Origin of the sequence: Kitasatospora sp. NPDC052896 (genome assembly GCF_044547075.1) — a bacterium.
GTDB lineage: Bacteria > Actinomycetota > Actinomycetes > Streptomycetales > Streptomycetaceae > Kitasatospora.
The window spans coordinates 1,282,263-1,294,512 of record NZ_JBITZU010000001.1; the positions used below are offsets into that span (position 1 = coordinate 1,282,263).

9 protein-coding genes, 1 tRNA gene and 1 pseudogene are annotated in these 12,250 nt (G+C 75.2%); 7 read left to right on the top strand and 4 right to left on the bottom strand.

From position 1 onward, the window contains the following. Both ACIGXM_RS05920 and ACIGXM_RS05925 read left to right on the top strand, forming a co-directional pair. Nucleotides 1–292, top strand: a pseudogene (locus ACIGXM_RS05920) (RNA helicase); the annotation flags it as partial. 136 nt (nucleotides 293–428) lie between these two features. Further along, the gene (locus tag ACIGXM_RS05925; protein ID WP_396557179.1) at nucleotides 429–1,262 is read left to right on the top strand and encodes a TIGR02452 family protein; all 834 of its coding nucleotides are present in this window, start codon (nucleotides 429–431) and stop codon (nucleotides 1,260–1,262) included. 9 nt (nucleotides 1,263–1,271) lie between these two features. Here ACIGXM_RS05925 and ACIGXM_RS05930 read toward each other — a convergent pair whose 3' ends face one another. Continuing rightward, entirely contained in the window at nucleotides 1,272–1,571 is a 300-nt protein-coding gene (locus tag ACIGXM_RS05930) for a hypothetical protein (RefSeq protein WP_396557181.1), read from the bottom strand. A gap of 139 nt (nucleotides 1,572–1,710) precedes the next feature. Between ACIGXM_RS05930 and ACIGXM_RS05935 the strand changes: the two genes are divergently transcribed. The 4 genes from ACIGXM_RS05935 (at nucleotide 1,711) to ACIGXM_RS05950 (ending at nucleotide 4,594) form a co-directional block, all read left to right on the top strand. Further along, a complete protein-coding gene (locus ACIGXM_RS05935; protein WP_396557183.1) occupies nucleotides 1,711–2,373 on the top strand; it encodes a DNA polymerase beta superfamily protein in 663 nt (220 codons plus the stop codon). Nucleotides 2,374–2,483: 110 nt separating this feature from the next. Further along, nucleotides 2,484–2,556: transfer RNA gene (locus tag ACIGXM_RS05940), tRNA-Lys, on the top strand. A 450-nt stretch (nucleotides 2,557–3,006) separates the two neighbouring features. Next, nucleotides 3,007–3,216, top strand: coding sequence for a hypothetical protein (locus ACIGXM_RS05945; protein ID WP_396557406.1), 210 nt, complete (start codon nucleotides 3,007–3,009; stop codon nucleotides 3,214–3,216). Continuing rightward, complete coding sequence (locus ACIGXM_RS05950) at nucleotides 3,203–4,594, top strand: amidase (RefSeq protein WP_396557185.1); 1,392 nt, start codon at nucleotides 3,203–3,205, stop codon at nucleotides 4,592–4,594. The genes ACIGXM_RS05945 and ACIGXM_RS05950 overlap by 14 nt, the downstream gene beginning before the upstream one ends. Before the next feature lie 200 nt (nucleotides 4,595–4,794). On the opposite strand, the gene ACIGXM_RS05955 is transcribed toward ACIGXM_RS05950, so the two are convergent. Then, entirely contained in the window at nucleotides 4,795–6,222 is a 1,428-nt protein-coding gene (locus ACIGXM_RS05955; RefSeq protein WP_396557186.1) for a DUF6177 family protein, read from the bottom strand. Beyond that, nucleotides 6,219–10,226 (bottom strand): type VII secretion protein EccCa, encoded by a 4,008-nt coding sequence (eccCa, locus tag ACIGXM_RS05960; RefSeq protein WP_396557187.1) that lies wholly within the window; start codon nucleotides 10,224–10,226, stop codon nucleotides 6,219–6,221. The genes ACIGXM_RS05955 and eccCa overlap by 4 nt, the downstream gene beginning before the upstream one ends. A gap of 29 nt (nucleotides 10,227–10,255) precedes the next feature. On the opposite strand from eccCa, the gene ACIGXM_RS05965 reads away from it, so the two are divergent. Then, on the top strand, nucleotides 10,256–11,119 hold the full coding sequence (locus ACIGXM_RS05965; RefSeq protein WP_396557188.1) for a hypothetical protein: 864 nt from the start codon (nucleotides 10,256–10,258) through the stop codon (nucleotides 11,117–11,119). Nucleotides 11,120–11,139: 20 nt separating this feature from the next. Here ACIGXM_RS05965 and ACIGXM_RS05970 read toward each other — a convergent pair whose 3' ends face one another. Continuing rightward, nucleotides 11,140–12,249 carry a hypothetical protein gene (locus ACIGXM_RS05970; RefSeq protein ID WP_396557190.1) on the bottom strand — a complete coding sequence of 370 codons (1,110 nt, stop codon included), beginning with the start codon at nucleotides 12,247–12,249 and terminating at the stop codon, nucleotides 11,140–11,142. Between the last annotated feature and the right edge of the window lies 1 nt (nucleotide 12,250).

Genomic DNA, 12,250 nt, shown 5'->3' on the forward strand with positions numbered 1-12,250 from the left:
CGGTGACCGGGACCGGGACAACCGTGGTGGTTTCGGCGGTGGCCGGGACCGCGACGACCGTGGTGGCCGCTCGTTCGGTGACCGTCCGGCCCGCCCCTTCGGCGACCGGGACAACCGCGGCGGCGGCAGCAGCCGGCCGTTCGCCCGTCGGGACGACCACCGCTCCGGCGGTCGTCCGCAGGGTGGCTCCTCGTACGGTGACCGGGACAGCCGTGGCGGCCGTTTCGGCGACCGCGACAGCCGTGGCGGTAGCTTCAACGGCGGCGACCGCAAGCCGCGTTGGAAGAACTGACGACCGGTAGGTCGAACCCTCGGCGGGCCCGTTCCACTTCGGTGGGGCGGGCCCGCCGCTTTCGCGCCGGCAGTTGTTCTCCGGCTGAGAACAATTCGGTGGCGGGCCGGCACCGGGCGCGCGTACCGTCGGGCGCATGAGCAGCAGACTGCACCGGACAGCGGTGGAGAACGAGGAGATCGCCGAGCGGGGGAGCTACCGGACCCCGGGCGGCGCGGTGGTGGACGTCGCGGCGCGGCTGGCCGCGGCGCGGGCGGGGACGGTCTCGTACGCGCCCGAGCGGCTAGCCGGGCTGCTGGCCGCCGAGCCGGTACCCGGGCCGGGGGCGCCGGTGGTCGAGGTGACCGCGGAGGGGAGCATGTCGGCGGCCCGCCGGCTGGCCGGAGCCGGTGACGGGGCCGCCGGCCGGGTCGGGGTGCTCAACTTCGCCTCGGCGCGCAACCCCGGCGGCGGCTACCTGCGTGGCGCGAAGGCCCAGGAGGAGGACCTCTGCCGCAGCGCCCTGCTGTACCACTGCCTGCTGGCCGCCCCCGACTACTACGCGGCGCACCGGGCCTCCGCCGATCTTCGGTACAGCCATCGGGTGATCTTCAGCCCCGACGTGCCGGTGATCCGGGACGACCGCGGCGAGTTGGCGGCCGGGCTGGGGCAGGTCTCGTTCCTGACCTCGCCCGCGCCCAACGCCGGCCAGTTGCAACTGCGTTCGGATGCCCCGGTCGACCTGGCCGACGTCCTGGCCGAGCGCGCCGCCCGGGTTCTCGCGGTGGCCGCCCGGCACGGTGTCCGGCAGCTGGTGCTCGGTGCCTGGGGCTGCGGCGTCTTCCGCAACGATCCGGCCGAGGTCGCCGAGGCCTTCGCGGCGGCCCTCGGGTCCTACGGCGCGGCCTTCGAGCGGGTGGTCTTCGCCGTCTGGGACCGCGCCGAGCCCTCGGCCAACCGCACCGCCTTCGAGCGGCGGTTCACCCCCTGAGCGGTGGCGTCACCGCCTGGCGGGCACCACCGCGGAGGCCGCGGCCACCACGCCCGTGACGGCGAGCACCGACGGCCAGGCGCCGATCTTCTTCGCCAGCGGGTGCGACCCGCCGAACGCCGCCACGTACAGCCCGGTCAACGCCACCGCGGCGGCTGTCCCGCTCTGCCGCTTCCACTGGTAGGCGGACGCGGCACCCGCCGCTGCCAGCACCGCACCGCCCGCCTCCCGCCGCCCGCTCCACCGCGCGACCCCGTAACCGCCGATCAGCCCGGCCGCCGCCACCGCGGTACTGATGCCCTTCGCCATGCCGCTCTCCTCAACATCCGCACACGTCTGTCTGCCCCAGGGAAACCTCCCGGGCGCCCCCACGGTTCCCGCCGGCCGTTAATGGGTCGCGGTCGGGGGTGGGGCCGGCCGAGACTGGAGTGGAAAGAGGGGGGCTGGGATGCGCGTTCTGTTGTCGGGCGTGGTGGGGTCGACCGCGTACGGGTTGGCGCGCGCGGGGTCGGACGTCGATCGGCTGGGCGTCTTCGCGGTGCCGACCGAGGAGCTGCACGGTCTGTGCCGGCCGGTGGAGTCGCGGGTGACCACGGCACCGGACCGGAGTTGGCACGAGGCGGCGAAGTGGTGCCGGTTGGCCCTGGCGGGCAATCCGACGGTCTCCGAACTGGTCTGGCTGCCCGACGAGTTGTACGAGGTCAGGACGGCGCTGGGCGACGAGCTGATCGGGTTGCGACGGGCCTTCCTGAGCGCGCCGGCGGTACGGAGCGCGTATCTCGGTTATGCCACCCAGCAGTTCAGGAAGTTGCTGAACAAGGAGCGGGCGGACCCCGCGCGCCGGGCCAAGCACGCCCGGCACCTGGTCCGGCTGCTGGAGCAGGGGACCGGGCTGCACGAGATCGGCGAACTGCGGGTCGCGCTCGCCGATCCGGAACGCGTGCGCGCCGACGGGGAACGCTTCGCGCGCGACCCGGGGCCGGCGGCCGAACTGCTGGCGGACGCCGAGCGCCGTTTCGACCGCCCGGGCGCGCTCCCGCCGGAACCGGACGAGCCGGCGGTCGAGGACTGGCTCCGCCGGGTCCGCCGGGCCCACCTGACCGCCGCCTGACGGTCGCTCCGGCGCGGCACGGAAAGGCACTGGCCAAGCCCTGGGTATCACCGGGTAGGATCTCCCCGGCAGGTGCCGTACCACCTACACGGTGGTCGGCCCGGCTGCCCGGGCCGCTAGCTCAATCGGTAGAGCTGCGGACTTTTAATCCGTAGGTTCAGGGTTCGAGCCCCTGGCGGCCCACGTACGGCGAGGGGGTTACACCCCCTCTGACCTGCAGCACAGCACCCCGGCTAGTTGCCTTGGCCGGGGTGCTGCCGCGTTTTCGGGCCGTCCGCGCGAGCGATGCGTGAGCGGACTGTGGATCAGCGCCGGGTGCGGTGGCGGACTGGGCGTCCTTCGGTGACCGTGCCCGGGGGACCGTGCCGGGACACCCGGCGTCGGAGGCGATGGCGTTGCTGCCGTGCCCTCGCCTCGGCCGGCAGCCGGGCGGTCAGCGCTCCTCGCCCGGTGTGGTGGCGATGGAGTGGGAGCAGACGTCTGTGAGGGCCGTCTGCCCTGCGGTAAACGCAATCTGTTTGCTTTAAGGCGTCGGAGAGCCTACAGTCAACTAAAGCAAATCGTTAGCTTTTGGTGCGGGTGTGCGCTCTGCTGCTCCCACCCCGATCCGGAAGGACGTCGATGTCAACGTCCCTGACCGCCGTCGAGCTCACGCCGCCGGAGGCGGCCCGTTGGGCCGCCCGGGCCGGGCTCGCGCTGCCCACCGACCGTCATGCGGTGGTCGCGGCCACCGCCGACCACATCCACGCCGTCGTCGCGGTCCTGCGGGAGCTGGACTTCGGGGACACCCCGCCGGCCAGCGCCTACCGCGCGGGAGGGGAGACGCACGATGCAGCCGTATGAACTCTCCCTCGCCGCCGCCGCGGAGGCGATCCGGACCCGGCGGCTGTCCCCCGTCGAACTGGTGGACTCGCTCCTCGGCCGCATCGAACAGGTGGAGCCGCTCCTCGACGCCTACGTCACGGTCGACGCGGAGCGGGCACGCCGGGCGGCGCGCGCGGCCGAGCACGATTCGGCCCACGGCCGTCACCGCGGGCCCCTGCACGGCATCCCGATGGGACTCAAGGACCTGATCGACGTCGCCGACTGGGCCACCACGGCCAGCTCCCGCGTGCGCGCCGATCACCGCGCGCGGGCCGACAGCGCGGTCGCCGCGCGCCTGACGGCGGCCGGTGCGATCCTGCTCGGCAAGACGCACACCCACGAGTTCGCCTACGGCCTGACCACCCCGCAGACCAGGAACGCCTGGGACCGCGGCCGGGTGGCCGGCGGTTCGAGCGGCGGGTCCGCCGTCGCCGTCGCCTCGGGCACGGCCACCTTCGCCCTGGGCACCGACACCGGCGGATCGATCCGGGTGCCCGCCGCGCTCAACGGCGTCGTCGGCCTCAAGCCGACCTACGGTCTCGTCCCCCGCCACGGCGTGACGTCCCTGTCCTGGTCGTTGGACCACGTCGGCCCGATCACCCGCACCGTCGAGGACGCGGCCCTGGTACTGACCGCACTTGCCGGGCACGACCCGCGAGACCCCGCCTCGCTGGCCACCCCCGCCGTGGACTACCGGCCCGGCGCGGGCACGGACCTGACGGGACTGCGGATCGGCCTGCCGCGCACCTACTACTTCGACCACCTCGACCCGGAGGTGGAGGCCGCGGTCCGCCACGCCATCGGGCAGCTGGAAGCCCTCGGCGCGCGGCTCGTCGAGGTCGACATCCCGATGACCCGATACATCCAGCCCACCCAGTGGGGACTGATGGTGCCGGAGGCCACCGCCTACCACGAGCGCACCCTGCGTGCGGTGCCCGAGCTGTACCAGGCGGACGTCCGCGTCCTCCTGGAGGCCGGCGAGTTGATGACGGCCGGGGACTACCTGCGCGCCCAGCGCTCCCGGACCCTGATGCGGCGGGAATGGGCGCGCGTCCTGGAGACGGTCGACGTGATCGCCGCCCCGACGGTCCCGATGACGGCGTCCGCGGCCGACCAGGCGACGGTCACCTGGCCCGACGGCACGGTCGAAGGCGTCTCCGACGCTCTCGTACGCCTCTCCGCCCCCGCCAACATCACCGGGCTGCCCGCCCTGTCCATCCCGGTCGGCCACGACTCGGCGGGCATGCCGATCGGAATGCAACTGCTCGGCCGACCACTCGGCGAGCGCGCGCTCCTGCGAGTCGGCCACGCCCACGAGCAGACACAGCCCGCCCGAGCGCTCGCGCCGGTGGCCTGAGCACGGCGCGTGGGCCGGCCCGGAACCCGCCGGCCCGGCCCACGCGCCGTCCGACCCCGAAGTGCCCGCCCTTAAACGCAATGACTGCGCTTTAAGGCGGTGTGATGAGTCGCAAGCAGGACCGGGTGGGAGCCGCTATTCGAACCCCTGGCGGCCCACTTGGGGAGCCCAGGTCGGATCGCATCCGACCTGGGCTTCCGTCATGCGCGGCGGGTTCGTCGGAGGTGGCGCAGCAGCTGTTCCAGGGCGGTCCAGGCGGGGCCGGGGGCGCCGCCGCCATGGCCCTCGAGGGGGTAGAGGAGGCCGGGGCGGTTGGCGGGGCCGAGCGGGCGCGGGGTGGCGGCGATCGGGGGGCGGCGGGCGTGCGAGAGACCGACCTGCTGGACGGCGTCCGGGCCGAGGGCGAAGCAGAGCGGGACCGGGATCGACTCGAACCGCGCGGGCACGCCGAGGTCGCGGCGGCCGGTGCGGCGTTGTGCCAGCAGCGAGCGGACCCGGTGCGAGCCGGTCAGTTCGGCGGCCAGCTCCGGGAGGGCGGCGAGCGGCGGTTGCTCGTCCGGGCCGTGGCCGATGACCAGCGTGATGTCCTCCTCGACGCCCTCGGTGGTGCGGGCGACCCGGACGGTGGCCAGGGCGGGCCGGTCGGGTGCGCCGACCAGGAGGGCCAGGGTGGCCCGCGGCGAGCGCCGGTGGGCGAGTTCGGTGAACTCGGCGGCGGACCAGGGCAGTCCGACCGGTTCGGCGGTGCCCCAGCCGGCCGGCGGCGCGCCGGTCAGGGCGCGCCAGGCGGCCTCGACCGCGCCGCCCAGCACCAGCTGCTCGTCGGCGGGGTGCAGGGTGCGCAGGGAGAGCACCAGTTGGGTGCCGTCGGCGGGAGCCGCGGCGGTGAAGGCGGCGGCCACCGGCACCCGGCCGTCGGGGCCGGCGGCCACCGGCTGGAAGGCGCCGTCCGTCCAGTGCAGCACCGCGCCCGACAGACCGTCGTAGTAGCCGCCGGACTCGTCCCGGACCACCCAGCGGGAGTCGCGGCCGGTCAGCAGCATCCGGGTGGGCAGACTGAGCACGGTGTCGCCGGGGGTGACCAGTTGCAGGCCTCGGCCCTCGGCCAGGCAGGCCCGTACCGCGTCGGCGAGCCAGGAGGTCAGCGCCACCATCGGCCGGTCCTGCATGACCACGGCGACTCGCTCGGTGAGCACGTCGACCGCCGGGTGACCCGGCGCGGCGGCGGGGACGGCGACCGCGGGGGCCACCGCGTCCGGGACGGGGTCCGGGACCGCGTCCGCCGGCCAGACCCGCCCGTCGAGCCCGGCCGCGAGCCGCCCGGCGAACGCTCCGGCGATCCGCTCGGCGTCCGTGGCGGCGGTGGAGGCACGGGCCTCCACCCACCAGCCGGGGGTCGGCACCCCGGCCGCCGCGGGCCCGAGCAGCCGTTCGGCCTCGCCCGGCACCTGGAGCAGGATCGGCGACTCGACCGAGACCAGCGGCCGGCCCCGCTCGTCGCAGAGCTGCAGCACCGCGCCGTCGGCGATGGTCTGCAGCCGCAGCTCGGGCCCGGCGGCCCGCAGGGCGGCCAGCAGGGTGCGGGCGTCCGGCAGCTGCCGGGTCAGGGCGATGACGTCCTTGGTCACGGGCCCTCCTGGGGTGCCGTCGGGGTGCAGAGGGCGGTCTGGACCAGCCGGTGCGGCTCGCCGCGGCGGGCCAGCACGCCCCGGCCGGCCGGCTGGGCCGCGGCGTACAGGCCGGGGAAGAGCTCGCCCTCGCCGCGGTCGCCGCGCATCACCAGGCCGGCGGTGCCGCTCTCGCGCAGGGTGAGCAGGAACGGGTCGTACAGCGCCCGGGACGCCCCGGCCACCCGGCGGGTGACCACGAAGTGCAGGCCGATGTCGGGTGCGGAGGGCAGGAACGGCAGGAAGGGTGCCAGCGGCGTCTGGCCGGCCGTGGTGAGCACGTCGTAGTCGTCGATGACCACGACCACCCGAGGGCCGCTGTACCAGGAGCCCTCGGCGAGGACCCGCGGGTCGGCGGTCTCGTCCGGGAGCCGCTTGGCCAGCTCGGTGGCGATGCCGGTGGCCAGCCCGCCGGCGATCTTGGTGTTGTAGGCGTAGCCGCCCTGGTACTCCTCCGGGACCAGGTCACGCAGCCCGCGCCGCGGGTCCATCACGGCGAAGACCAGCTGGTCGGGGGAGTACCGGTCGACCAGGCCACGGGCGATCAGCCGCAGCAGGTTGGTCTTGCCGCACTCGTTGTCGCCGAGCACCAGCAGGTGCTGGTCGCGCTCGAAGAGGTCCAGCGGGATGGGGGAGAGGGTGCTCTGGTCCAGGCCGATCGGCACCCGCCGGGGTTCGGCGGCCGGGCCGGGCAGTCCGGCGGCGTCCAGTCGGGCGGGCAACACCCGCACCGGCTTGGCGAGTTCACCGGTCCAGGCGGACCGGACCGCCAGCACCGCCTGCTCCAGCGCCGGGCCCAGATCCGCGCCGGCGGCCAGCCCGTCGATCCGGGGCAGCGCCACCTGGGCGGTCAACTGCCCGTCGGTGAGCGCGCGTCCGGGCTGCCCGGCGGGGAGCGTCTGCGCGAGTCGGCGGTCGATGCTGCTGTCGCCGGGGTCGTTGAGCCGCAGCTCGATCCGGCTGCCGAAGGTGGCCTGGGCGGCGATCCGCACGTCGTTCCAGCGCAGCATCCCGGCGACCACGTGGATGCCGTAACCGCCGCCGCGCTGCAGCAGGTCGGTCACCAGGTCGTCCAGCAGGTCGAACTCGTCGCGCAGCGCGCCGAAGCCGTCGATCACCAACACCACGTCGGTGGAGCCGAGTTCGGGCACCCGGCCGGCGGCCCGGGCGGCCCGGAGCTGGTCCACCGAGTCGATGCCGTGCTCGCGGAAGAGCGCCTCACGCTCGGCGAGCATGCCGTGCACCTCCTCGACCGTGCGCCGGACCCGCTCCCGGTCGGCCCGCCCGGCCATCCCGCCGACCTGCGGCAGCCCGGCCAGCGCCTGCAGGCCGCCGCCGACCAGGTCGACGCCGTAGACGCCGGCCTCGGCCGGGGTGTGGGTGAGCGCCAGCGAGAGCACCAGCGAGCGCAGCAGCGTGGTCTTGCCGGACTGTGGACCGCCGATCACCGCGAGGTGGCCGCCGGCCATCGTGAGGTCGACGTTCCAACGGCCCTGCCACTGTCGGGCGGGGTTGTCCAGCAGCCCCAGCGGGATCTGCAGGGCGCCGGCCCGGCGGGCCAGTTGCATGCCCCGGTAGCCGATCTCCACCGGCCCGGCGACCGCGTCCAGGGTGAGCGCGGTCGGCAGCGGCGGCAGCCAGATCCGGCGCACCGGCTCGGCGGCGGCGCGCAGTTGGTCGACCATCAGGCCGAGCACGGTCGGGCCCAGGGCGCGCTTGGGCATCGCCGGAGCGTCCCCGTCGCTCGCCGTCCCCGGTTCGTCCGCGCCTTCGCCGAGCAGGTTGTAGGCGGGGTACGGGAGCACCCGCGGCCCGCTCGGCGCCGCCTCCGGTCGCGCGGGGCCGCGGTACGCGCCGGAGACGAAGCCCGCCTTGAACCGCTCGTAGTGGCTGGTGTCGACCTTGAGGTAGCCGAAACCGGGCAGTGGCGGCAGGTGGAAGGCGTCCGGTGTCTCCAGCACCGTCCGGCTCTCCTCGGGGGAGAAGGTGCGCAGCCCGAGCCGGTAGGAGAGGTAGGTGTCCAGCCCCTTGAGCCGGCCGCCCTCGATCCGCTGGCTGGAGAGCAGCAGGTGCACGCCGATGCTCCGGCCGATCCGGCCGATCGACAGGAACAGCTCGATGAAGTCGGGCTTGGCGGTGAGCAGTTCGCCGAACTCGTCGATCACCACCAGCAGGTGCGGCAGCGGCGGCAGGTCGGGCCGCGGGTCGCGCAGCGCGCGGTAGTGCGAGATGTCCGCGATGTTGCCCGCGTCCTTCAGCGCCTGCTGGCGGCGCTGCACCTCGCCGGCCAGGCTGGCGTGCACCCGCTCGACCAGGCCGGCGTCGTTCTCCAGGTTGGTGATCACCCCGGCGACGTGCGGGACCTGCTCGAACGGCGCGAAGGTCGCGCCGCCCTTGTAGTCGACCAGCACCATCGAGAGGTCCTCGGGCGGATGGGTGGCGAGCAGCCCGAGTACCAGGGTGCGCAGCAGCTCGCTCTTGCCCGAGCCGGTCGCGCCGACGCACAACCCGTGCGGGCCCATGCCCAGTTCGGCGGACTCCTTGAGGTCGAGCAGCACCGGTTGCCCGGCGTCGTTCACGCCGATCGGCACCCGCAGGAAGGCGCGTTCGCCCCGGGCGGCCCAGAGCCGGCGGAAGTCCAGGGCGGCCGGGTCCGGGGCGCCCAGCAGGCCGGTGAAGTCGACCGGGCCGGCGGTGCCGGTCTCGGCGGCGGAGTCGGCGGAGAGTCGCAGCGGCGCGAGCAGCCGGGCCAGGCCCTCGGCGCCGGCCGGGGAGAGCTCGTCCACCGTGCCCCGCGTGGTCAGCGGCTGCTCGCCGCGCAGGTCCTCGACGGTGACCTGGTCGCCGTCCACGGTGAGCCGGACCGCCACCTGACCCGGCTCGGCGACCCGCTCGGTCACCAGGTGCAGCACCGTGACGCCCATCTCGGCGAGCCCCACCGCCTCGTCGGGGCGCGGCAGTTCGCCGGCCGTGCCGCCGTGGCCGTCGCTGACCACCAGCAGCCGGGCGGTCAGCGCCCGGGCGTCGCCGCCGCCGGTCAGGCCGCGCCGGGCCTCGGCCGCGTAGGAGGCGCGCCGGCGCAGGTCGTCGCCGAGCAGCGGGGCGAGCGCGGCCAGGTCGGGGGCGATCCGGCGGGCGCTGACCGGGCCGTCCCACTGCTCGGGATCGAGCAGCTGCGGCAGCCACTTGGCCCACTCCCAGTCGGCCAGCCGGTCGCCGGGGCAGGCCAGTGCCAGTCGGAGGTCGTCGGGCGCGTGCGCCGCCGCCGCGTGCACCAGCAGCGTCCGGGCCACCCGCAGCACGTCGGCGCGCTCGCCGACCACGCTGACGTCGCCGACCCGGTCCAGCGGGACCGGCAGCGGCAGGTCGGTCGCGGTGCCGAAGCGGTGCAGCAGCGCCCGGGCCTCGTTCAGCATGAACGGGTCGGTCGGGGTGAGCACGGTGGAGCCCGAGCCGGCCAGGGTGAGCGGACGCACCGGGAGCTCGCCGGTGCCGATCCGCACCTGCAGGAAGTCCGGGTCGGTCCGGCGCCGCTCCCAGAGCCGGGCCGGGTCGCGGACCAGGTCGTACAGCCCCTCCGGCGGCGGCGCCAGCAACCGTGCGGTGACCCGCAACTCCCGTTCCTCGGCGGCGAGTTCCTCGCGCAGCCGCTCCAGGTACTCCAGGTAGCGTTCGCGCTGGGCACGCCGGGTGCGCTGCGCCTTGCCGCGCTGGGAGAAGAGCATGCCGAGAGTGCCGCAGAGGGTGACCACCAGGGTGACCGCGCCGATCGCGGCGTACTGGCCGCTGCGCACCACGGCCATCATCACCACCGAACTCATCACCCCCAGCACCGGCAGCAGGGCCTGCGCGAGCCCGCCGGCCTTGCCCTCGGGCAGGTTCGGCGGGGCCTCGACGACCCTGGGCTCGGTGTGCACCAGGGGACGTGTGGTACGGGTGGGACGGTGGACCAGCCGGGTGGTCATCGGCTCCAGCTCACTGATAGGAACAGCGGATGAGTACTCAGAGGGAGATCGCGGCGGCGGTCCGCGCGCTGGTCGCCGACCTGCTGCCGGTGCTGGCGCCGCACGCGATGCTCGACGCCGACAGCGGCCGCCTGGTGCTGCTGGTCGACGCCGCGCACGCGGACGTCTCCCTGGACGGGATCGTCGCGATCTGCGCGGACCTGCCCCAGCACACCTGGCCCAGTCGGGTGCAGGACTGGCTCGCCGAGAAGCGGCGGCAGGTCGCCGAGGCCGTCCGGGAACGGCGCGAACTCGGCGAGGTCGAGACGCTGCTGCGGGTGCAGGTGGCGCCCCGGCTGCCCGCGGCGGAGCGCCGGCGGCTGCTCTGCACCGCGTACGGCGAGCTGCTGGACCTGGTGGTGGTGCTCGACCACGCGGACGGTGGGCGGCTCAGCCGGGAGCGCGCCGAGCGGCTGGTGCTGGCCGACCCGGGCGGGCACGCGCTGGCCAACACGCTGCGGATCGAGCTGCCCGCCTTCACGCTGGCCGAGCGGCCGCCGGCCGGCGGGGCGCCGGTCTGGGCGGTCGGCCGGGCCGGCAGCCCGTTCGCCACCAGCGCGCTGCTCGGCCTGGACCGGTTCCTGCCCGGTCCGTGCCCGTACGGCGTGCTGCTCGGGCTGCCCCGGTACGGGGAGTTGCTGCTCTGCCCGGTGGTCCCGGACCAACTGGCCGTGGCGGCCAGGGAGCTGGCCGAGCAGGTCGGCGAGGCGCACCGGGTGGCCGCGGACCGCTGCGACGAGCGGCTGTTCTGGTGGGCCGAGGAGCGGTTGTACGAGCTGCGCTTCGGCCGGCTGACCGGCCGGCCCAAGGTGCCCGCGCCGCTGCGCCGGCTGCTGCGCGGGCGCGGGCGGTGAGCTGACGACGGTCGGCATGGTCACCCGCGCACGGCCCGGTTGAGCAGCTCGGCGGCGAGCCGGCTGGTCCGCTCCCGGGTGCCGAGGGCCAGCCGGGCGGTGTCGATCCGGCCGCCGGCCGCCAGGTGCCGGTCGTACGGCAGCCCGATCACCTCGGCGCCCTCGACCCGCAGGTGCGCGCTGGCGGCGGCGAGGTCCAGCCGCGGGTGCGGGGTGGTCTCGGCCAGCACCACCACGGTGGTCGGCAGCAGCGGACGCGGCAGGCCGCTCATCCAGCTCAGCACGGTGTGGGTGCTGGTCACCCCCTCCACGCTGGCCGGTGCCACCAGTACCCGGGCCTGCGCGGCGGAGAGCGCGCTGCGGGCCAGCTCGCCGGGGAGCGAGCCGCAGTCCAGCACGGTGATCGCGAAGTACCGGCGCAGCGCGACCGCGACCTGTTGGAAGGTGGCCAGATCCAGCCGGGCGCCGATCTGCCCCCGGCTGCCGGGCAGCAGCCAGCCGCCCTCGGGCAGTTTGGTCAGATAGCCGAGCACCTGGTCGAACGGCATCGACGGGGTGATCAGCTGGGCGAGGTCGTCGAAGGTCCAGCGCAGCTCCTGGGCACCGGCCCGGATCGGCAGCGAGCCCAGCGCCGGCTCGGCCTCCATCAGCAGCACCGGGTCGCGGCGGTAGTGCGTGAAGGTGGCGCCCAGTAGCGCGGCGACGGTGGTCTTGCCGGCGCCGCCGCGGATGCTGGTGACCGCGATCTGCCGGCCGGTGGTGACCGGTTGCTGGATCTCCCGGGCGAACCGGGCGGCCCGCTCGACCTCCTGGGCGGCCGAGGAGGAGAGCAGCCGGCGCAGTGCCCGGCCGGTCCGCACGGCCGCCGAGTCGCCGCTCCGGGGCTTGCCGCGGACCAGGCCCAGCGCCGGGTCCAGGGTCGGCACCGGGCTGGGTGGCTCGACCTTCGCCAGCCGCGGGGCGAACCGGGCGGCGGGCGGCACGGCCTGGGCCGGCGCGGCCGGTCCGTGCGCCGGCCGGTCCATCGGTCCGTCCATCGGTCCGTCCATCGGGACGGCCGCCGGTACGGGTGCGGGCGCCGCGGCACCGCCGAGGTCGCCGAACAGGGAACGCTGCCAGTCGTCGGACACG

What these genes read in the sequence shown, in the direction of transcription:
- eccCa (WP_396557187.1), bottom strand. Translation starts at nt 10,226, where the DNA reads ATGACCACCCGGCTGGTCCACCGTCCCACCCGTACCACACGTCCCCTG.
- ACIGXM_RS05930 (WP_396557181.1), bottom strand. Translation starts at nt 1,571, where the DNA reads ATGGCGAAGGGCATCAGTACCGCGGTGGCGGCGGCCGGGCTGATCGGC.
- ACIGXM_RS05925 (WP_396557179.1), top strand. Translation starts at nt 429, where the DNA reads ATGAGCAGCAGACTGCACCGGACAGCGGTGGAGAACGAGGAGATCGCC.
- ACIGXM_RS05950 (WP_396557185.1), top strand. Translation starts at nt 3,203, where the DNA reads ATGCAGCCGTATGAACTCTCCCTCGCCGCCGCCGCGGAGGCGATCCGG.
- ACIGXM_RS05935 (WP_396557183.1), top strand. Translation starts at nt 1,711, where the DNA reads ATGCGCGTTCTGTTGTCGGGCGTGGTGGGGTCGACCGCGTACGGGTTG.
- ACIGXM_RS05965 (WP_396557188.1), top strand. Translation starts at nt 10,256, where the DNA reads ATGAGTACTCAGAGGGAGATCGCGGCGGCGGTCCGCGCGCTGGTCGCC.